The organism is Caballeronia sp. Lep1P3 (assembly GCF_022879595.1).
Taxonomy (GTDB): Bacteria; Pseudomonadota; Gammaproteobacteria; order Burkholderiales; family Burkholderiaceae; genus Caballeronia.
Map to the genome: position 1 here is coordinate 1163727 of NZ_CP084266.1, position 19183 is coordinate 1182909.

General features: G+C 63.4%; 20 protein-coding genes. 5 read left to right on the plus strand and 15 right to left on the minus strand.

The window, feature by feature from the left end:
• Window positions 1–7 precede the first annotated feature (7 nt).
• The gene (locus tag LDZ27_RS19810; protein WP_244816557.1) at window positions 8–244 is read right to left on the minus strand and encodes a hypothetical protein; all 237 of its coding nucleotides are present in this window, start codon (window positions 242–244) and stop codon (window positions 8–10) included.
• Between the two features lie 175 nt (window positions 245–419).
• A complete protein-coding gene (locus tag LDZ27_RS19815; protein ID WP_244816558.1) occupies window positions 420–2246 on the minus strand; it encodes an alkaline phosphatase in 1827 nt (608 codons plus the stop codon).
• A gap of 388 nt (window positions 2247–2634) precedes the next feature.
• Here LDZ27_RS19815 and LDZ27_RS19820 point away from each other — a divergent pair, with 388 nt between their 5' ends.
• Window positions 2635–4530, plus strand: coding sequence for a PAS domain S-box protein (locus LDZ27_RS19820; RefSeq protein ID WP_244816559.1), 1896 nt, complete (start codon window positions 2635–2637; stop codon window positions 4528–4530).
• A 12-nt stretch (window positions 4531–4542) separates the two neighbouring features.
• On the opposite strand, the gene LDZ27_RS19825 is transcribed toward LDZ27_RS19820, so the two are convergent.
• Entirely contained in the window at window positions 4543–5628 is a 1086-nt protein-coding gene (locus tag LDZ27_RS19825; protein ID WP_244816560.1) for an FUSC family protein, read from the minus strand.
• Between the two features lie 48 nt (window positions 5629–5676).
• Complete coding sequence (locus LDZ27_RS19830) at window positions 5677–6603, minus strand: LysR family transcriptional regulator (protein WP_244816561.1); 927 nt, start codon at window positions 6601–6603, stop codon at window positions 5677–5679.
• A gap of 109 nt (window positions 6604–6712) precedes the next feature.
• Here LDZ27_RS19830 and LDZ27_RS19835 point away from each other — a divergent pair, with 109 nt between their 5' ends.
• Entirely contained in the window at window positions 6713–7147 is a 435-nt protein-coding gene (locus LDZ27_RS19835) for a VOC family protein (protein ID WP_244816562.1), read from the plus strand.
• Window positions 7148–7244: 97 nt separating this feature from the next.
• Here the strand turns inward: LDZ27_RS19835 and LDZ27_RS19840 are convergent, their stop codons facing one another.
• From LDZ27_RS19840 to phnG, 9 genes are all read right to left on the minus strand, one after another.
• Entirely contained in the window at window positions 7245–7535 is a 291-nt protein-coding gene (locus LDZ27_RS19840) for a hypothetical protein (RefSeq protein WP_244816563.1), read from the minus strand.
• A 329-nt stretch (window positions 7536–7864) separates the two neighbouring features.
• Complete coding sequence (locus LDZ27_RS19845; RefSeq protein ID WP_244816564.1) at window positions 7865–9229, minus strand: MFS transporter; 1365 nt, start codon at window positions 9227–9229, stop codon at window positions 7865–7867.
• Between the two features lie 141 nt (window positions 9230–9370).
• Complete coding sequence (locus tag LDZ27_RS19850; protein ID WP_244816565.1) at window positions 9371–10504, minus strand: alpha-D-ribose 1-methylphosphonate 5-triphosphate diphosphatase; 1134 nt, start codon at window positions 10502–10504, stop codon at window positions 9371–9373.
• The gene (gene phnL / locus LDZ27_RS19855) at window positions 10498–11274 is read right to left on the minus strand and encodes a phosphonate C-P lyase system protein PhnL (protein ID WP_244816566.1); all 777 of its coding nucleotides are present in this window, start codon (window positions 11272–11274) and stop codon (window positions 10498–10500) included. Before phnL ends, LDZ27_RS19850 begins: the two co-directional genes overlap by 7 nt.
• Before the next feature lie 10 nt (window positions 11275–11284).
• Window positions 11285–12055, minus strand: coding sequence for a phosphonate C-P lyase system protein PhnK (phnK, locus tag LDZ27_RS19860; protein WP_244816567.1), 771 nt, complete (start codon window positions 12053–12055; stop codon window positions 11285–11287).
• Window positions 12052–12930, minus strand: a complete 879-nt coding sequence (locus LDZ27_RS19865) for an alpha-D-ribose 1-methylphosphonate 5-phosphate C-P-lyase PhnJ (RefSeq protein ID WP_244816568.1) — start codon at window positions 12928–12930, stop codon at window positions 12052–12054. The genes phnK and LDZ27_RS19865 overlap by 4 nt, the downstream gene beginning before the upstream one ends.
• Window positions 12927–14024 carry a carbon-phosphorus lyase complex subunit PhnI gene (locus LDZ27_RS19870; RefSeq protein WP_244816569.1) on the minus strand — a complete coding sequence of 366 codons (1098 nt, stop codon included), beginning with the start codon at window positions 14022–14024 and terminating at the stop codon, window positions 12927–12929. The genes LDZ27_RS19865 and LDZ27_RS19870 overlap by 4 nt, the downstream gene beginning before the upstream one ends.
• Window positions 14024–14656: a phosphonate C-P lyase system protein PhnH gene (phnH, locus tag LDZ27_RS19875; RefSeq protein ID WP_244816570.1), complete on the minus strand. Its 633-nt coding sequence runs from the start codon at window positions 14654–14656 to the stop codon at window positions 14024–14026. The genes LDZ27_RS19870 and phnH overlap by 1 nt, the downstream gene beginning before the upstream one ends.
• Entirely contained in the window at window positions 14653–15144 is a 492-nt protein-coding gene (phnG, locus tag LDZ27_RS19880; protein ID WP_244816571.1) for a phosphonate C-P lyase system protein PhnG, read from the minus strand. The genes phnH and phnG overlap by 4 nt, the downstream gene beginning before the upstream one ends.
• 157 nt (window positions 15145–15301) lie before the next feature.
• Here phnG and phnF point away from each other — a divergent pair, with 157 nt between their 5' ends.
• Genes phnF through phnN form a run of 3 tightly spaced genes read left to right on the plus strand, consistent with a single transcriptional unit; the run spans window position 15302 to window position 17330 of the window.
• The gene (gene phnF / locus LDZ27_RS19885; protein ID WP_244816572.1) at window positions 15302–16060 is read left to right on the plus strand and encodes a phosphonate metabolism transcriptional regulator PhnF; all 759 of its coding nucleotides are present in this window, start codon (window positions 15302–15304) and stop codon (window positions 16058–16060) included.
• Window positions 16057–16776 (plus strand): DUF1045 domain-containing protein, encoded by a 720-nt coding sequence (locus LDZ27_RS19890; RefSeq protein WP_244816573.1) that lies wholly within the window; start codon window positions 16057–16059, stop codon window positions 16774–16776. Before phnF ends, LDZ27_RS19890 begins: the two co-directional genes overlap by 4 nt.
• Window positions 16773–17330: a phosphonate metabolism protein/1,5-bisphosphokinase (PRPP-forming) PhnN gene (gene phnN / locus LDZ27_RS19895; RefSeq protein WP_244816574.1), complete on the plus strand. Its 558-nt coding sequence runs from the start codon at window positions 16773–16775 to the stop codon at window positions 17328–17330. The genes LDZ27_RS19890 and phnN overlap by 4 nt, the downstream gene beginning before the upstream one ends.
• 35 nt (window positions 17331–17365) lie before the next feature.
• On the opposite strand, the gene phnE is transcribed toward phnN, so the two are convergent.
• Entirely contained in the window at window positions 17366–18106 is a 741-nt protein-coding gene (gene phnE, locus LDZ27_RS19900) for a phosphonate ABC transporter, permease protein PhnE (protein ID WP_244817270.1), read from the minus strand.
• 86 nt (window positions 18107–18192) lie between these two features.
• Window positions 18193–19164: a phosphonate ABC transporter substrate-binding protein gene (phnD, locus tag LDZ27_RS19905; RefSeq protein WP_244816575.1), complete on the minus strand. Its 972-nt coding sequence runs from the start codon at window positions 19162–19164 to the stop codon at window positions 18193–18195.
• Window positions 19165–19183 lie beyond the last annotated feature (19 nt).

The window sequence follows — 19183 nt, forward strand, 5'->3', positions numbered from 1 at the left end:
AAGCGTCTTAGTCCTGCGCCTGAATGAGCGGGCTGTCCTGCTTGTCCTTGGACACGCTCGCGTCGTCATTGCTTTGCGTCGCGGCCTGATCCGCCGCGATGCTCTGCGTGCTCATGCCTTGTTGCGACGAAGGCGCGCCGGTCTCCGGAACGTAAAACGGCGCGGGACCATAGCCGCTTGCGAGTGCATAGGACGCGGCGAGGGACGCCGCAACGAAGATAAGGCCGCTGAGTTTGCCGATCATGGTGTGCTCCTTGAGGTTTCACCTATCCACTTCATCGGCCTTCCTGCACTGCCTTCAGCAAGCGACCTTCGAAATGTGCACGCAGTCTACGTGCGTGCCGATACGATGAAATCCCCCCAGAAGCGCGGATACCAATGGGCGGGCAAGCGCTTCGTGGATGAAGCGCTTTGCTCAATCAGACGTTGTCCTGCACGGCGATTGCAACGGTCCCCGCATTGATCGTGAGCCGCGTGCGCTTGGCAAGCGGGCTTTGCGGCGCAGTGCCATCCGCGTTCAATCCCTTCATCTTGTTGAAGATGGCGACGAACTGCGTAGGCGTGACGGTCGCCGATGCGTAGCCGATGCCGTCATGGTCCGCATAGAGCATGTCCGGATTGTTCCGCTGGATGAAGCTGTCGAGCAGCGCGGACGACGTAAGAAGCGATGCGAGCGGCATGCCTGCCGCATAGGTCGTCGCGTCCTGAAAGAACGGCCGGCTGCTGACGCCCGCCGACATCAGGTCCACCATGACGGGCGTGCCCGTTGCGGGATCGGGCACATCGCGCACGATGCCTGCCTGAAACGCATGCAGGTCGCCGGTGATCGCAATGAGGTTTGCAATGCCTTGCGCCTTCAGGAACGACGTGAGATCGGCCTTGTGCGACGGATAGCCGTCCCATGCATCGCCATCCAGCACGAAGACGACATTGTCGGGCGCGGGCGCGATCGAGCGCAGGTCGAGCCACATGCGGTTCATCATGACTTCGTTGCCCCAGACTTTCCACGTCGCGGCGGACGCCTTCAACGTGTCCTTCCACCACTGCGTCTGAGTGGGACCGAGTATCGAGGGCATGCGGCCAAGGCGCTGCGTATCTTGCGCCTCGAATTGCGAAAGCACTTGCTGCGGCACGAAGTAACGTGAGCCGACGAGATCGTTGCCGTTGACGGGATCATGGCCGAGCGATTGCGCAATGGCCGCTTCGCTCACCACATGATCGTCGCGATAAAGCCGCTCGTCGGTCATGACGAGATGCAGCAGCGAGCCGAAGTGGAAGTCGCGATAAATGCGGATGTTGTCGTAATTCGCGTTGCGCAAATCGAACGAGACATCGCCCCAATCCACCGGCAGGTATTCCGCCCACGCCTGATTCGCGTTGCGGCGGCGCGCGGTCTGCTGCACGTTCGCGTTCGTGTAGGTCTGATGGTCCTGCCAGCAGTCGTCCGAGAACTCGTGGTCGTCCCAAATCGCGATGACCGGAAAGCGCGCATGAACCGTCTGCAGCCGCGCATCGCCCCGATACGTGCGATAAAGCGTCCGGTAATCCGCGAGCGTATTGGCATAGACGCCGCCGCCCGAAAGCGGCACGCCATCGGGCAGCGTGATGGGCGGATGCGCCGGTTCCGATGCATTCGTCTCGTTCGGCGCGCCGACGGTCTCATAGATGTAGTCGCCCAGATGCACGACGAAGTCGAGATCCGTTTCCGCGGCGAGCAACGTAAGCGCTTGCCAGTGATTCACGCTCCAGTTCTGGCAGACGAACCACGCAAAGCGAAGTTGCGGGAGCGCGTCGTTAGCGGCGGCTGCGGTGCGCGTGGTGCCTGTTGCACTGATATCGCCGCCCGCGACGAAGCGATAGTAGTACGTCGTCTTCGCGGTCAGGCCCGTGACTTTCGCGCGCACGGTGAAGTCATAGTCGGCGACGGCGCTTAACGGAACGCTTGCCGCGAGCTGCGAGAAATCGGGCAATGGCGAGACCTGCAATGTCAGCGCGATCGCCGCCTGCGATGCGCTTGGATTGGCATTGGCGACGCAGCGCGTCCAGAACACGACGGACGTATCGCGCGGATCGCCGCTTGCGACGCCTTGCGCAAACGCATGAGCGCCGGAGGGCGGCGGCGTTCCGCCATTGCCCGAGCTGCCGCCGCCGTTGTCGTTGCTGGACCCGTGGCATGCGGCGAGCGTGCCGGTCGCTGCCGCGACGGTATAAAACGCGGACAAGGACAAGAACCGGCGACGATCCATGAGAGCCTCCGTGAACGAACCTGGCGTTGCGCCATGCACGCTGGTGTCGAGCGTCAAGTCCGACGGATGAGCGGCTCTAGGCTTAGGGCGAATACCTTAAAGCTATAAATGGCGAATGTGCGTGTCAAGAACCTTTCAAGCGCCTGGGATGTATTCGAGTTAGAACGATCGTTCGCAAACGACGTGCAACTCTTCGACGAATGGGCGCACGCGTTAAACTGTCGGCATCACGTGGATTGCGCAAGCGCGCAGCATTGCATCCGTTCTGCTGCCGCCCTGCTTCATCCGCGACCTTCCGTCTATTACAGGCCCCGCGATCAGAACCATGACGACATCGGGAGCATCTCCGGCGCCCAAGCCAAGACTCGTCAAGCGCGACGAGCCCACCATGAGCGACTGGCGCTATCACGCGCTCGTCGATGCCATCGAAGATTGCGCGATCTTCATGCTGGACCTGAACGGCTGCATCACGAGCTGGAACACGGGCGCGCGGAAATTAAAGGGCTATGAGGCCCACGAAATCATCGGGCAGCATTTTTCGCGCTTCTATACGGCGGAATCCGTTGCGCGCGGCTGGCCCGATTACGAACTCAAGCAGGCCTTCGCCACCGGCCGTTTCGAAGACGAAGGCTGGCGCGTGCGCAAGGACGGCACGATGTTCTGGGCCAACGTCGTGATTACCGCTGCGCGGGATCCACGCGGCGAAATCATCGGCTACGCAAAGTACACGCGCGACCTCACGACCAAGCGCGCCGAGGAAGAAAAGCTGCGGCTATCGGAAGAGCGCTTCAGGCTGCTCGTCGAAAGCGTGACCGACTACGCGATCTTCATGCTCGACCCCGAAGGCCATATCGTGAGCTGGAATACGGGCGCGATGCGCATCGAGGGCTATCAGCCTTCGGAGATCGTCGGCAAGCACTTTTCGGTTCTCCATTGCCCCGAAGACGTCGCCGCCGATGTCCCGGCAATCGAACTGCAAACCGCCATCCGCGCGGGGCGCGTCGAAAAGGAAGGCTGGCGCGTGCGCAAGGACGGCTCGCTCTTTTGGGCGAGCGTGGCGATCACGGCGGTGTATGACGAGCAACGCGTGCTGCGCGGCTTTGCGAAAGTCACACGCGACATGAGCGAGCGCAAGCGGCTCGAACAACTGGAAGTGTCGTCGCGGCGAATCAGCGAATTCATCGCGACGCTCGCGCATGAATTGCGCAATCCGCTTGCGCCGGTGCGCAATGCAGTGGGCGTGATGCAGATGGAAACATCGCTGCCGCCGCATCTTGCGCGTTGCCGCGACATCATCGACCGGCAGACATCGCATCTCGGGCGCCTCGTCGACGATCTGCTCGACATGGGCCGCATCACCACGGGAAAGATCGATCTGCGCATGGCGCGCGTGGAAGTGAGCGACATCGTCGAGCGCAGCATCGAACTCGTTCATCCCTATATCGTGAGTCGCGGCCAACGCGTCGTCACGGCGCTGCCCGAAGAGCCGATTCACGTCACCGGCGACAGAACGCGGCTCGTTCAGGTCGTGCAAAACCTGCTGAATAACGCATCGAAATTTTCGCCGCACGGCAGCACCATCACGCTGCAAGTGGAGCGTGAGCGCAATGCGTTTCTATTGAAGGTGATGGATACGGGCCGCGGCATTTCGGAGAAGGGGCTGACGGCCATCTTCGATCTTTTCGTGCAGGAAGACCAGTATCTCAATCCTGGCGACGCCGGGCTTGGCATTGGCCTGACGCTGTGCCGTTCCATCGTCGAGATGCATGGCGGCTCAATCTCGGCGGCAAGCCCCGGAGCGAATCAGGGCAGCACGTTCACCGTGCGCCTGCCCTTCGCACTGGAAGACGAAGTGCCCGATCCGCAGCTTGCCGATAGCGCCGGCAACACGGCTGCGACGCGCGGTGCGCTGCGTGTCGTCGTCATCGACGACAATCGCGATTCCGCCGATAGCCTCGCCATGCTGCTGCAAATGAAGGGGCATGAAGTCCGCATCGCATATCGCGGGCGGGAAGGCATCGATGTGGTGCGCCACTTTCCGCCCGATCTCGTCTTTCTCGATCTCGCGCTTCCGGATATCGACGGCTATTCCGTCTTGCGAGCCATGCGTTCGAAGCGCATCGGCGGCCGCGCGGTAGTCGTCGCGATGACGGGCTTCGGTCAGGCAAGCGACAGGGAACGCTCCGAGCAAGCGGGATTCGACGCGCATCTCGTCAAGCCCGTCGATATGGACAATCTCGACGCGGTCATCGAACTTGCAATCGAAGGCGCGCCCGGACGTTGAGCGTGCCGACGTTCAACGCACGAGCCGCAATGGAAACACGAGCCTCGCCGACACCAGTCCGAGCGCGCCGCCAAGCAACGTTTCCCATGCGCGCGCGGCAAGCAGCGGGATCGAATGAACGCCGCTTGCGGCAAGCGTCACGATGAGCGCGAAAGCGAACGCGCCGCACGCGATGTCATAGCGATCCGGCAAGGCCATCGCATAGACGATCATCGCGCCGGCCGCCATCGCCCACACTAAGAGCGGCGCATGCTCGGCAAGCGGCAGGCACGCGAGACCGACCGGCACGCCGACCAGCGTGCCGTAGATGCGCCGTCGCACGCGCTCGGCTGTTCCCACTGCCGAGGTCGCGACCACATACACGCACGCGGTGACGGCCCACGCGGATTCGGCAAGCGCGAATATCGCGTTGAGGAGCGCAACGACGAGCGCGCCGCTCGCAGCCTGCAATCCCATCGCAAATGCGGGCGATACCGCGCGCCTCGCATACGCAGGCTCCGATGCGAGCGCGGGCAGCACGACAGGCCGCTCCGCAGGCCCGCTCAACATGCGCGGCACGATGGCGGCGATCATCGAAATGAGCAGCGCAAGCGCGATGGCCCAAGCGTCCATCGGCGCGAGCTTCATCGAATACGCTACGAGCTGACCGATGTATAGCTGCGAGCCGATGCCCGCGCCCGTCACGCCGAAACGCTTGAGATAGCCCACGCAAAACGCGCCCGAGACAAGCACGAACTCCGCGCCGCCGCGTCCTGCCTCACGAAACAATGGCGCGAGCAACGCAAAGCTGCATGCGCCCAACGCTGCCGCGACGCATAACACGGCAAGATCGCGGCTCGACTCGGCGCGCGGCGCGCGGGCCTCGGACACGCTCGCCCACAGCGCAAAAGCCGCAGCGAGCGAGCCCACCGATACGCCCGCGGGCACATCGCGCGTGACGTCCTGCAAGGCCCCGAGCGCGGCAGCCAGACCGTATGCCGTCACGAGCCTTAAGCCCTTGATGCGCCGATGCGCGCCGGGGTCCGCGCGATCGAGCCATGCGAGGATCGAGCCTGCGTATCGAGGGAAGTTCACCTGATCGTTCGGTTCGTCGTTCATCGCCATTGACCTTGAAGCGGCGTGCGCATGCCGTGTCTGCATCGCATTCTAGGCGGTCTTTTTTCGCGGTGCGCGCTTCGCGCTCGACGTATCGCGCTTCGATGACTCATGCGCCGCCGCCTTGACGATGCATTCGGCAAGATGCGTCGCCGCATCATGGCGCGCGCGCCGCGCACGCTCGACAAGCCCTATCTCGCGATGAAACGTGTCGTCGCCGAGATCGAGCGCCACTGCGCCGCGCGGCCATGCGCCGATGCCCGGCGATTGCGGCACGAGCGCCACGCCCATTCCACGCGCGACGAGTTGCGCGATGCCCTGCAATTCGTCGACTTCGATTGCATCCCGCACGGCAATGCGTTTCTTGCGCAGGAATACATCCACCTGTCGTCCGCCGAACGAGCGCCGGTCATAACGAATGAAGGGCTGCGTCTCGATGAGTTCGCGCCACGGCACGCGCTTCTTCGCAGCAGGCGCGAGCAACACGAACGGCTCCGCCACGAGCGTGCGCCACTTCAGCTCCGACGGGAGCGAAAAAGGCGGACGGATGATGACGGCCATGTCGGTTTCGCCCGCATCGACCTGAGCAAGCAGGTTCAGCGAAACGCCCGGCACGAGACGGATGCGCCATGCGGGCAATGCGCGCCTGAACGCGGCGATGGCATTTGGCAAGAGCGCCGCATGCGCCGATGCAATCGCGCCCACCGACAGCGTGCCGCCGCGCCCTTCGTCGCCTTCGGGTTCGGCAAGACGCGCATAGAGCGCGATGAGTTCGTCCGCGAGTTCGAGCGTGCGGCGGCCCGCAGCGTTGATCGTCGCGGAGCGGCCCGTCCGGTCGAAGAGTGCAAAGCCGAGATGCGCTTCGAGGCGCTGCATTTGCGCGCTCACCGCCGATTGCGTGAGACCGATATGCGCGCCCGCGCCCGCGAAGGTGCCGTGGCGCGCCACGGCGATGAAAGTCCTGAGTTCGCGCAGCATTTGGATTGATCGATTTCGTTGTGGCTCAGTCCCGCAATATATCGTTTTTCATGGATTATCTTCATGAATAAACTACGCGGATTCGCTTCTCGTCCAAAGGACTTTTCACATGAGCACGCCGCAAGAAAACATGCCGCCGTTCCATCTAGCGTTTCCCGTTCATAGCCTCGCCGCCGCGCGCGAGTTCTATGGCGACTTGCTTGGCTGCCCCGAAGGACGCAGTTCGGAGGACTGGATCGACTTCAATTTCTACGGGCATCAGATCGTCGCGCACCTTGCGCCGGACGAGGTCGGTCATCGCTCGACGAGCGCCGTCGATGGCGACGCCGTGCCGGTGCGTCACTTCGGCGTCGTGCTGTCCATTCCTCAATGGGAGACGCTGGCCGAGAAGCTGAAGGCGGCGGGCACGCGCTTCATCATCGAGCCGCATGTGCGCTTCAAGGGACAAGTGGGCGAGCAGGCGACGATGTTTTTCCTTGATCCGTCGGGCAACGCGGTGGAAGTGAAGGCGTTCGCGGACATGGCGTCGCTGTTTGCGAAATAATGCGCCGCTGCGTTGCGTGACAGGCCGCGTGGCAGGCGCTGAAATGACAACGGGACGCCCGCGGGCGTCCCGTTTTTACATCGCGAGAACGTAACGATTACTGGCCCGAGCCGCTTGCGCTGACCGGCGCGCCGGGGCCGCCGGGCGTCGCGGTGCCGCCGGGCGTCGTCGAGGAACCGCTGCTGTTCGTCGACGAATGGCTGTGATGCGAGCGCTTCGCGTGCGACTTGTGCGACGAGCCGGACGAACCTGCGCCCTGCGTGGTCGTCTGCGCGTTGTCGCCGGCTTGCAGGCCCGTGGCGGAGCTCGGCGGATTGTCTTGCGCGAAAGCGGATGCGCAGACGAGAGCGAATGCGCCGGCGGCGCAGGAGAGAGCGATACGTTTCATGTCGTGTGACTCCTTTGCGGTTTGCGAATGCGATTCGTGCAGCTTGTTCTGCATGCTGGCCGCCCGTCGAATCGGGCGGTTGGTCGCATCCGGATACACAGCATGACGCGTGCCACGATCTGACGATTGCCCGAATCCACGAAGCGTCGTGAAAGGGAGCGGCCTCGCGCGCCGCGCCGGTAGCCGAACCTTGCCGGAACGTCGCGGCGACAGGAAATAGTTAGTTACCCGATTGAATTTGGAGCGCCGCCTCCAGAGCCGCAAAAAAAATCGCCCCGCACGGCCAATGCCATGCGGAGCGATACGCCAGCTTGCGAGGAACGAGGCGCTCAGTGCCCGACAGCGTCCGTCGCCTTGAGATCGCTCGTGAGCGCCGAATGCGGATGCGCCGCCTGCTTGATGAGAAGCGCGACCGCCGAAACGAGGCCGGCGACCGCAATCACCGCGAAAATGCCGCTGAAAGTGAAATGCAGGCGCGTGAGTTCCGCCACGAGGAACGACCCCGCAATGCCGCCGAAGCGTCCGATACCCAGCATCCAGGCGACGCCGGTTCCGCGCCCTTGCGTCGGATAGAAGGCGGCTGCAAGCGCGGGCATCGACGATTGCGCCGTGTTCATCAACACGCCCGCAACGAACACGACCAGCACGAGCAGACCCACATTGCCCGCCGCCTGTCCGATGCAATACACGCTCACCGCCGTCAACGCATAGCAGGCGGCGATGATGCGGTTCGCGTTGAACTTGTCCATCAGCACGCCGAGCAGCACGGCGCCCACGCCGCCAAGCGGGAACAACGCGGAAATGAGCGTCGCGCGTTGCGGGCTGAGACCCGATTCCTTGAGCAGGATCGGCATCCAGTTGATCGATGCATAGAAGATCACGAGGCCCATGAAATAGGCGAGCCAAAGCATGACCGAGCCGACCACGAATGAACGCGACAGCACCACGCTCATGCCGCTTTGCCCTTGCACGGTCGGCGCCGCTTCGGTCATGAAGAACGAGCCTGCGTTATGCGCGTCGTTCGAAATGCGGGCGAGCGTGGCGCGAATCTTCTCGACGGGCTTCGACTTCGCCACCATGTAGCGCACCGATTCCGGCAGCGTGAGCAGCAGCAGCACGCCGAGCGCAAGGGGCGCGACGCCGCCGAGCAACAGCACGCTGCGCCAGCCGAAGTGCGGGATCATCCATGCAGCGAGGAAGCCGCCGAATGCCGCGCCCAGCGGAAAGCCGCAAAACATCAGATTGATGAGCGTGGCGCGCCGGCTGTCGGGGCAGAATTCGCTCATCATCGTGACCGCATTCGGCATGGCCGCGCCGAGCCCGAGGCCGGTGACGAAGCGCAGCGTCGTCAATTGCGTGATGCTCCCCGAATAGGACGATGCAAAGCACGCGACGCCGAAGAGGATCACCGACGACAACAGCATCGCGCGGCGGCCGAGGCGGTCGGAGAGCGGCCCGGAAAGCAGCGCGCCCGCCGCGAGACCGAAAAGCGCCGCGCTCAGAACGGGCGCGAGCGCGGGCCTGCTGATCTGCCATTCGGTGACGAGCGACGGCGCAATGAAGCCGATCGCCGCGGTATCGAAACCATCGAGCAGCACGATGACGAAGCACATCCCGAAGATGAGCCACTGAAACGGCGAGAACGGATGCTCGTTGATGAACGTCTGCACGTTCACGCTTGGACTTCTGCTCACTTCATTCCCTCTGAATGGAGACGATGAATGTTCGCTATGCGAACAGCGATTCACATAGCGAACTATGCGATTTCGCGTGAGAGTACGCAACAACGGGCATCGCCGCAACGCGGGGATACCCGGTGCTGACGCAAGCGTTCGTCAACAGACGCGCCGCCCCGCGCGATAGGTTTCGCGCGGCACCGCGAGGCCATCCCTTAATGCAACCCGCACGAAGTCGCCGCGCAAGCCCAACGCAATCGCGCCGCGATCGTGCAGGCCAGCCGCATGAGCCGGCGTCCACGAGACGGTTGCGACCGCGCGCGGCAAGCTCCACCCTGCCTTTTCGACCAGCGCGAACACCGCGATCAGCAAGCTCGACGGCACGTAGTCCGACGACAGGATATCGAGCAGCCCTTCGCGCGCCAGTTCGAGCGCCGACACGTTGCCCGAATGCGAGCCGCCGCGCACGACGTTCGGCGCGCCCATGATCGTCGCGATGCCATGCTCGCGCGCGGCGCGTGCCGCTTCGAGCGTGGTCGGAAATTCCGCGAGCACGATGCCGTCGCGCGCTGCTTCGTCGACGTGTTCGACGAGCGTATCGTCGTGGCTTGCCAGCGCGATCTTCAGTTCATTGCAACGCGCGACGATCTGCGCGCGATGCGCCGCCGCAAAGCGCGCCTGATGCTCGGCGAGTTGCGCGAGCACCGCGTTCGCATGTTCGTCGGTCCACTTGCCATGACGCTCCTGATACTTGCGCCACTTTTCATGGTCCTGCCATTGGCGCTGCCCCGGCGTGTGATCCATCACGGAAGCGAGCCTGAAAAGCGGGTGCGCGCTGAGCGAATCGAAGATGTCGACGACATCAGTGGTCCCGACTTCGCAACGCAGATGCAGGAAGTGATCCGCGCGAAGCAGCCCTTCATCGACGAAGCGGCCGATGGCCTGCGCGCACTTCACCTGAAGCTCGCGGCCGCGCACGCCATCTTCGGGACGCGAGCCGACGCCGAGCGCATCGAACACGGTCGTGATGCCGGCGGAAGCCACCTGCGCGTCATGCACGATGATCGCGGCTTCGTGATCCCACAGCACGCCGGGACGCGGCGCGAGATGCTTCTCGATGTTGTCCGTATGCAGTTCGACCAGGCCCGGCAGCAGATAGTCGCCGTCCCAGTCGGCCGCATCGCGCGCGGCGGTATTGCCCGGCGCGATATCGGCGATGCGCCCGTCCTCGATACGCACGGTGCCCGTGAACGCTTCGTCACGCGTGACGATCTGCGCATTCTTGATCAGCATGTCTGCAACGCTCCGCTTTCTTTCGTGGATGATGTTAAGGATGGCGAATGAAGTCGCACTATTCGCGTGGCAACCCGTTCGCGCGTGTCTTCATCATGGAAGATGCCGACGATGGCCGCGCCGCGCTCGCGCGCTTCCACGATGAGTTGAGCGACGACATCGCGGTTCTCGGCATCGAGCGATGCGGTGGGTTCGTCGAGCAGCAGCACGGGATGCGCGGCGATCAATCCGCGCGCGATGTTCACGCGCTGCTGCTCGCCGCCGGAAAACGTCGCGGGCGCAAGCGCCCACAAGCGGCGCGGCACATTGAGTCTCTCGAGCAAAATGCTCGCACGTTCGCGCGCTTCGTCTTCGTCCACGCCGCGCGTGACGAGCGGCTCCGCGACGAGATCGAGCGACGAGACTCGCGGTATCGCGCGCAGAAACTGGCTCACGTAGCCGAGCGTCGTCGTGCGCAGGCGAATGATGTCGTGCGGCGCGGCTTGCGTGAGCGAGAGATAGCGTGCGGCACGGCTGTCGTCGCGCACGGCGATGGTCCCGCGCGTCGCCAGATAATTGCCGTACATGCAGCGCAGAAGCGTGCTCTTGCCCGCGCCGGATGCGCCCGCCAGCACGACACATTCGCCGCGCTCGACATCGAGCGAGACGCCCGCGAGTGCCTGAATGCGCGCGCCGCCCTGCTGATGCAGCGTAAAGGTCTTCTCGATACCGCATGCGCGCAGCATCAATGCGTCGCGCGTGGCGAATGCTTCTTCATCGGTCATGGTCATCTGTCGCACCTCAAACGGGCAGCACGGACGCCACGAGCGTCTGCGTGTAGGGATGTTGCGGATCGTCGAGCACCTGATCCGTCAGGCCGCTTTCGACCACGCGTCCGTCTTTCATCACCATCAGACGATGCGCGAGCAAGCGCGCCACGCCGATGTCATGCGTGACGATCACCGCGGCGAGATGCAGCTTGCCGGTCAGGGTGCGCAAAAGATCGAGCAGGCGCGCCTGCACGGAGACATCGAGGCCCGCGGTCGGCTCGTCCATGAAGACGAGACGCGGTCCGGTGACGAGATTGCGCGCGATTTGCAGGCGCTGCTGCATGCCGCCGGAGAACGCGGAAGGCAACTCGTCGATGCGCGCGGCATCCAGTTCAACGCGCGTCATCCAGTCCGATGCCGTCTCGCGCAAGCGTCCATAGTGGCGCGCGCCGATGGCCATCAACGGCTCGCCGATGTTCGCGCCCGCCGATACGTTGCGGCGCAGCCCGTCGCGCGCGTTCTGATGCACGAAGCCCCATTCGGTGCGCGACAAGAGCCGCTTTCCCGGCTCGTTCAGCGTGAGCAGGTCGAGCGTTTCGCCTTCGCGCGTCGCATAGTTCAGCGTGCCGCTGTCGATGCCGGCGCGCAACGCGAGCGCGTTCAGCAAGGTCGATTTGCCGGAACCGGATTCGCCCACGATGCAGAGCACTTCGCCCGCATGCACGTCGAGATCCACATCGACGCAGCCGCCGCGCCCGCTATAACGTTTAGTTAGACCCCTCGCTTCGAGCAACGCGTTCATTGCGCGGCCTCCGTTTCGGCTTCATCGCGACGGCTATGGCAGTAGTCGCTATCGGAACAGACGAACATGCGCGTGCCTTGATCGTCGACGATCATTTCATCGAGGAAACTCTCGCGCGAACCGCACAGCGCGCACGCATGGTCCCACTTCTGCACGCTGAAAGGATGGTCCTCGAAATCGAGGCTTTTCACCTTCGTATAAGGCGGAATCGCATAGATGCGCCGCTCGCGGCCCGCGCCGAACAACTGCAGCGCCGGACTCATGTGCATCTTGGGATTATCGAACTTGGGGATCGGCGAAGGCGACATCAGATAGCGATCGTTCACGAGCACCGGATAGTCATACGTCGTCGCGATGCTGCCGTGCTGAACGATATCCTCATAATATTTCACGTTGATGAGACCGTAATCCGCAAGCGCATGCAGCTTCCTGCATTCGGTCACGCGCGGTTCCAGACGGAATAGCGGCTCGGGCATCGGCACCTGATACACGATGACCTGCTTGTCGGTGAGCGGCGTTTCCGGAATGCGGTGGCGCGTCTGCACGATGCTCGCGTCGGCGGTGCGCGTAGTGGTCGCCACACCCGCCGTGCGCGCAAAGAAGCGGCGAATGTTCACGGCGTTGGTCGTTTCGTCCGAGCCCTGATCGATCACTTTAAGCGTGTCGTTTGCGCCGATGATCGCGGACGTCACTTGCAAGCCGCCCGTGCCCCATCCATAAGGAAGCGGCATTTCGCGCGATGCGAACGGCACCTGATGCCCCGGCACGGCCACGGCCTTGAGCAGTGCGCGGCGAATCATGCGCTTGGTCTGCTCGTCCAGATACGCGAAGTTATAGCCTTCGCTGAGTGCGGTGTTTGCTTCTTGCGTGCTCATGCCGCGTTCTCCTCGTCTTCCTGGTTGCCATGCGATGCGCGCAAGCGCCGCAACAATTCGAGTTCCGATTGAAAGTCCACGTAGTGCGGCAACTTGAGATGCTGCACGAAGCCGGAGGCCTCCACGTTGTCGCTGTGATACAGCACGAACTCGGCATCCTGCGTCGGCGATTCCACCGCTTCGCCCAGCTCTTGCGCGCGCAACGCGCGATCGACGAGCGCCATTGCCATCGCCTTGCGCTCCGAGTGGCCGAACGCGAGCCCATAGCCCTGCGTGAAGGTCGGCGGCACGTCGCCGCTTCCCGCGAACTGATTGATCATCTGACATTCGGTGATGTCGATCTCGCCGATATCGACGGCAAAGCCCAGTTCATCGACGTGCATTTGCACGGCCACGTCGCCATGACGTATCTCGCCCGCGAAAGGATGACTGTGTGCGTAGCCGCGCTGCGTTGCATAGCCCACGGCAAGCAGGAAGCCTTCGTCGCCGCGTGCGAGGTTTTGAAGGCGCGTCGCGCGATCGGCGGGAAAGGAAAGCGGCTCGCGCGAGAGATCGCCGGGTTCCGGCGCATGCGGCTGCGCGCGCTCCTGCTCGATCAACCCTTCCTTGTCGAGCAACGCAAGCACACGCGGCATTGCGTCCGCTTCTGAATGATGCGCCGACGTTGCATCGGCTAGCGCCTCTCCTTCGGCAAGCAAGGAGAAGTCGATGAGGCGCTGCGTATAGTCATACGTGCTGCCGAGCATCTGTCCGCCGGGAATGTCCTTGAACGCGGCCGAAATGCGGCGCTCGACGCACATCGCTTCCGTATCGATCGGCACCGTGTAGCCGAGACGCGGCAGCGTCGTGCGGTAGGCGCGCAAAAGGAAGATCGCTTCGACGAGATCGCCCGCGGCCTGCTTGATCGCGAGCGCCGCGAGTTCTTCGTCATAGACCGAACCCTCGGTCATCACGCGCGCCACCGCGAGACGCAACTGCTCGCGAATCTGCGCGACGGAAAGCTCGGGCGTGGCCGCATCGCCGCGGCGCCTCTTCGCGAGCAGTTCCCATGAACGTTCGATGGCGCGTTCACCGCCTTTCACAGCGACATACATCAGCTCACCTCCACTTGCGTCGTGCGCGGCAGGCCGATAAGCGATCCGCCCGCGACGAAATAGCAATCGATGCCGCACGGAAACTGCGCGGTCAGTTCGGCACGTTCGCGCCAGAACTTGCGCGTCACGCCCGCAATCGCGACGGTGCGTTGTTCCGCGATGCCGGGCCCTTTCCACACGAGCGGCTCGCCTTTGTCGAGCGACGGCACGCGAATGAAAAGCGTCGCGGAACCTTCAGGCGTTTCGGGATCGCCCTGCGGGAACGCATCGAGCGAAGGCATGGCGTGGATGTCGTCGATATAGGCGAACGCGGCCTCGCGCCGCTCTTCCGCAATCGGCGCGCTTGTATGAAAGCGCAGCGCATCGGCGAGCGTGCGTTCGTCGCGTTCGTCACGTTCGATGAAAACCGGCGTCGAGTAATCCGTCAGCGCAAGCAAGGACGCGAATGCGGCAAGCGGCACGCGCGCGGCAAGTCCGTCGCGCAGCGCATGATTGCCGGGCAACGCGGCATCGATCGAAACGATGCTGCCGGGCCGCGACAGCGCTTCGAGCAACGCGCGGAACACGCGCTGCGAATCATGCACCGTGTCGTTGAAGCCGGGCACGAGCGTGGTCATGTCGATCTGCATCATTCGCCTCTCACCATCGTGAAGAACTCCACTTTCGTGGATGCCGCTTCGGTTTCCTTGCGCCGCCGTTCATCCGCGATGCGCGCGGCGAGCGGTGCGATCAGACGCGTCTGCAGACGCTCCGCGAACGCCGGCGTCTGGAGCAAGGCATCCGCGAGTGCCGCGAGCGTTGCGCGCGCCTTGTCGCGGCCCATGTGCACGGCAACGCCGACCGGCGCGTGGCCGTCGTCGAGCTTGGGACGCAACGTGGCGCGCGTGACGGTCACTTCGCCAAGATTGAAGGCATCGCCCGTTCCGCCGATGCGCCCGCGCACCATCGCGAGACCGATCTCCGGCGCGCGCAGCCAGTCATAGGCGGGCACGCGCGCGCCTTGCAGCGCCGCATCGAGCGCGGCCTCGAGATGCTCGCGCGGTGTGCGTGCAAGCACGCCCATCCATTCGCGGCGCGCCGTCGATTGAGCCGCATCCAGCGGCTCGTTTGAAATGCTCATGGCGGTCCCTGTCGTTGAACGATTCGGCCATCGTATGCTACTCGTGTTTTCATCTAAACGTCTATACGTCTACACATCGACGCATTCACACTTTTATCACGAGCCGCGCACTACAATCCGAGAGAACGATATTCAAACCCAAGGGAATGACACCCACATGACATCGAACGAGAACGCCGCGCCGGGGCATGCCGTGGAACGCGGCGCAGGAGTCGCGGTCTGGCGGCAGATCGAACAGATACTGTCGGCGGAAATCGCGGCCAGGAGCTTCGGCGAAGAAGGCCGATTGCCGAGCGAAGCGGAGCTTGCAAGACGCTTCGACGTGAATCGTCATACCGTGCGCCGTGCCATGCTGCGGCTCGCGGCAACAGGCCTCGTGAGCGTCGAGCAAGGCCGTGGCACCTTCGTGCAGCCAGGCGCGATCGACTATCAGATCGGCCGGCGCACGCGCTTTACGGAGAACCTGCGGCGTCAGAAGCACGCGTCCGCGGGCGTCGTGCTCTCGTCGGAGCGCGTGAAGGCGGACCCGGTCGTCGCGAAGGCGCTCGGCGTGCGCGCCGGCACGCTCGTCTATCAGATCGAGACGCGCCACGATTCCGACGCCGTACCGCTCACCTATGCGCGCAACTGGTATCCCGCCGCGCGTTTTGCGGACCTTCCCGCGGTCGTCGAAGCGGCGGGCGGCGTGAGCGCGGCGCTCGCGCGCTTCGGCGTGAAGGACTACACGCGCAAATGGAGCCGTATCGGCAGCGTGCTGCCATCGTCGGACGTCGCGCGGCGTTTGCAGATCAACCGTCAGCAGCCGGTGCTGTGGGTCGAGAACGTGGACGTGGACGAGAAAGGCGTGCCCGTCAAATACGGCGTGACGCACTTCGCGGCGGACCGCGTGCAGTTGATGGTCGAGCACGACTTATGACCGCCGCGATCACGAACAATCCACGCATCGCGCTGTATTACGCGCCGCCCGCATCGTCGGCATGGTGGCGCGAAGGCTGCGAATGGCTCGGCCGCGACGCGGAAAGTGGCCTGTCGATTCAGACGGGCGTGCACGCATGGACCGAAGCGCCGCGTCGCTATGGCTGGCACGCGACCATCGTTGCGCCCTTTCATTGCGCGCGCGGCGTTACGCCTGCCGACGTGCTCGCCGCAGCGCAGGCGTGGGCGAGCGCGACGCCGCGCTTCGAGATGCCGGTGCGTGCCGCGCAACTGAACCGCTTCGTTGCATTGCGCCCGGCGCACGCGAGCGACGACGAACGCCTGCGCGCGATGGCCGCAAGCGCGCTGCATGCACTTGCCTCCGTGCGTGCGCGCCCTTCCGCCGAGAGCATCGAGCGGCGCGTGAGCCCGGGCATGAGCGCGCGTCAGATCGCGTTGCTGCGCGAATGGGGCTATCCGTATGTGCTCGAGGAATATCGCTTTCATATGACGCTTTCCGATTCACTCGATGACGCCCACGCGCGCGCAACTATCGCAAGCGAGTGGACGCGCCGCATCGAGCGGCTCGGACCATTGCCCATTCACGGCGCGGCGCTGTTCGTCGAGCCGCAGCCGGGCGCGCCATTCATGCTATGGCAGCGCCTGCCCTTCACCAACATTGCGAACATCGCGAACACTGCACAGGACAAGGCATGAGCAAATCAGACAGCGCAAAACTGATCTATGTGATGGGCCCGTCGGGTGCGGGCAAGGATTCGTTACTGAGCTTCGCACGCGAACGTGTGGGCGCAAGCGTGATGTTCGCGCATCGCTACATCACGCGCGAAATCGGCGATGGCGAGAACCATATCGCGCTCACGCATGACGAATTCGCGTCGCGCCTCTCGCACGGCCTCTTCGCGATGCATTGGGAAAGCCTCGGTCTGCGCTATGGAATCGGCATCGAAGTGGATGTGTGGCTTGCGCGTGGCGTGCCGGTCGTCGTGAACGGCTCGCGCCAGCATGCCGAGACCGCGCTATCGCGCTATCCCGACGCGTGCTTCGTTCATATCGATGCCGCGCCCGCCGTGCTCGCCGCGCGGCTCGCACGGCGCGGTCGCGAGGATGCGCGGCAGATCGAAGCGCGGCTCGCGCGCAAGCCTGCATTCGAGCTGCCTGGGCATGCGCGCGTGGTGCGTATCGACAATTCGGGCTTGCTTGCGGATGCGGGCGCCAGGCTTCTGGATGTGGTGGGCGACCCCGCGCGATAAAGCGCATGGGCTCGCAAGAGCCCATGCGTTGCACATCAGATGACGCGCTCTCTGATCCACCCCGACATCAGATCGATGAGCGAAACGATCACCACGACGATCAGCATGACCGCTGCCGTCTGCGCATAGTTGAATGATCGAATGGCCTCGTAAAGCACGACGCCGATGCCGCCCGCGCCGACCATACCCACCACCATGGCCGAGCGCACGTTGGATTCGAAGCGATAAAGCGCGAATGAAATCCATAGCGGCATGACTTGCGGCAGCACGCCATAGACGATTTCATCGAGACTGCTTGCGCCTGTTGCACGGACGCCTTCGGCAGGGCGCGCATCGACGGCTTCCACCGCTTCGGCGAAGAGCTTGGCGAGCACGCCGGTCGTATGGACCCAAAGCGCAAGCACGCCCGCAAACGGCCCAAGCCCCACCGCGACGATGAAGAGCATCGCGAAGACCATCTCGTTGATCGCGCGGCATGCGTCCATCAAGCGGCGAACGGGCTGCGCGATCCACACGGGCGCGATATTCTGCGCGGACAGCAGTCCGCACGGCACCGCGCATACCAGCGCAAGCGCGGTGCCCCACACGGCGACCGCAAGCGTCACGATCATCTCGTGCATATAGGTGCGCCATTCGCTGAAGTCCGGCGGAAAGAAGTCGCGTGCGAACTCACTCATGTTGCCCGATGCGCTGAACAAGTCGAGCGGGCGCATGTCCGCGCTTTGCCATGAAAGCCCTAGCACGGCAATCAGCGCCATCCAGCCGATGATCGACATCCAGCTTCGCTTGGCTTGCGCGTGCGTCTTCGTTGCCGAAGGCCGGCTCGCGCCGGCCTCGAACGCGGATACGTCGAGCGGCTTCATTACTTCGCCGCCGCGTTATCGAGCGCCACGAGCTTCTGGTCGAGCGTGGCGATCTGGGCTTTCTTGTCGGCATCGTCGAGATGCGCGTCGTTTTGCACTTGCTCTTTTTTCTGGAAGAGCGCCATCTGGCGAATAGGCACCAATTGCGCATCCGATGAATCCGCAAAGCCGGAATAGCCGGATATCGCCGTCATCACAGCCTGTTCATGCGGGTCCTTCTGCGCATAGTGATCGAAGAAATTGCGCAGCTTGTCCTTCGTTGCCTGCGGCAAATCGCGACGCCATACGAGCGGGTCCGACGGAATCAGCGGCGACTTCCACAGCACGCGCACCTTGGAATACAGTTCCGGATGCTCCGTCTTGATGGTATCGAGCATGTCGGTATTGTTGGTCGCGACGTCCACTTTGTCGTTGACGACCGCGAGCATGTTGGCCTCATGGCTCGAAGGCAGCACGCTCTTGAACGACGTCTTCGCGGACAAGCCGTTCTTCGCGAACAGATAATACGAAGGCACCAGCGTGCCGGACGTCGAGTTAGGATCGCCAAAGCCCAAGTTGATTTCGTGGCTATTCTTCAGCACCTGATCGAGGCTCTTCCACTTGCTGTTCGCGTTCGTGATTAGCACCGAGTAATAGCCGGCCTCGCCGCTCTTGTACTTGACCTTCGCGAAGACTTCGCCCTTGGAACGGTCCACGGCTTCGATTGCCGACGCATTGCCGAAGAAGCCGATCTGCACCTTGTTGAAGCGCATGGCTTCGATGATGCCCGCGTAATCGGTGGCGAAATACGCCTTCACGTCGAGACCCGTCTGCTTGTTGAGATCGTCGATGAGCGGCTGCCAGCGCTGCTTGAGCGCCGCCGACGAATCCGTGGAAATGATGCCGAAGTTGAGCGTTTCGGCAAGCGCCGCCTGGCTCAGAAGACATGACGCCAGAGCAGCGCCAGCCACGAAGATACGTGCTGATTTCATGTTTGCTTTCCAGAGTGAA

Excerpts from the sequence above, each read along its gene's own strand:
- LDZ27_RS19810 (WP_244816557.1), bottom strand. The coding sequence starts at position 244 with ATGATCGGCAAACTCAGCGGCCTTATCTTCGTTGCGGCGTCCCTCGCC.
- LDZ27_RS19815 (WP_244816558.1), bottom strand. The coding sequence starts at position 2,246 with ATGGATCGTCGCCGGTTCTTGTCCTTGTCCGCGTTTTATACCGTCGCG.
- LDZ27_RS19820 (WP_244816559.1), top strand. The coding sequence starts at position 2,635 with ATGAGCGACTGGCGCTATCACGCGCTCGTCGATGCCATCGAAGATTGC.
- LDZ27_RS19825 (WP_244816560.1), bottom strand. The coding sequence starts at position 5,628 with ATGAACGACGAACCGAACGATCAGGTGAACTTCCCTCGATACGCAGGC.
- LDZ27_RS19830 (WP_244816561.1), bottom strand. The coding sequence starts at position 6,603 with ATGCTGCGCGAACTCAGGACTTTCATCGCCGTGGCGCGCCACGGCACC.
- LDZ27_RS19835 (WP_244816562.1), top strand. The coding sequence starts at position 6,713 with ATGAGCACGCCGCAAGAAAACATGCCGCCGTTCCATCTAGCGTTTCCC.
- LDZ27_RS19840 (WP_244816563.1), bottom strand. The coding sequence starts at position 7,535 with ATGAAACGTATCGCTCTCTCCTGCGCCGCCGGCGCATTCGCTCTCGTC.
- LDZ27_RS19850 (WP_244816565.1), bottom strand. The coding sequence starts at position 10,504 with ATGCTGATCAAGAATGCGCAGATCGTCACGCGTGACGAAGCGTTCACG.
- phnL (WP_244816566.1), bottom strand. The coding sequence starts at position 11,274 with ATGACCATGACCGATGAAGAAGCATTCGCCACGCGCGACGCATTGATG.
- phnK (WP_244816567.1), bottom strand. The coding sequence starts at position 12,055 with ATGAACGCGTTGCTCGAAGCGAGGGGTCTAACTAAACGTTATAGCGGG.
- LDZ27_RS19865 (WP_244816568.1), bottom strand. The coding sequence starts at position 12,930 with ATGAGCACGCAAGAAGCAAACACCGCACTCAGCGAAGGCTATAACTTC.
- LDZ27_RS19870 (WP_244816569.1), bottom strand. The coding sequence starts at position 14,024 with ATGTATGTCGCTGTGAAAGGCGGTGAACGCGCCATCGAACGTTCATGG.
- phnH (WP_244816570.1), bottom strand. The coding sequence starts at position 14,656 with ATGATGCAGATCGACATGACCACGCTCGTGCCCGGCTTCAACGACACG.
- phnG (WP_244816571.1), bottom strand. The coding sequence starts at position 15,144 with ATGAGCATTTCAAACGAGCCGCTGGATGCGGCTCAATCGACGGCGCGC.
- phnF (WP_244816572.1), top strand. The coding sequence starts at position 15,302 with ATGACATCGAACGAGAACGCCGCGCCGGGGCATGCCGTGGAACGCGGC.
- LDZ27_RS19890 (WP_244816573.1), top strand. The coding sequence starts at position 16,057 with ATGACCGCCGCGATCACGAACAATCCACGCATCGCGCTGTATTACGCG.
- phnN (WP_244816574.1), top strand. The coding sequence starts at position 16,773 with ATGAGCAAATCAGACAGCGCAAAACTGATCTATGTGATGGGCCCGTCG.
- phnE (WP_244817270.1), bottom strand. The coding sequence starts at position 18,106 with ATGTCGATCATCGGCTGGATGGCGCTGATTGCCGTGCTAGGGCTTTCA.
- phnD (WP_244816575.1), bottom strand. The coding sequence starts at position 19,164 with ATGAAATCAGCACGTATCTTCGTGGCTGGCGCTGCTCTGGCGTCATGT.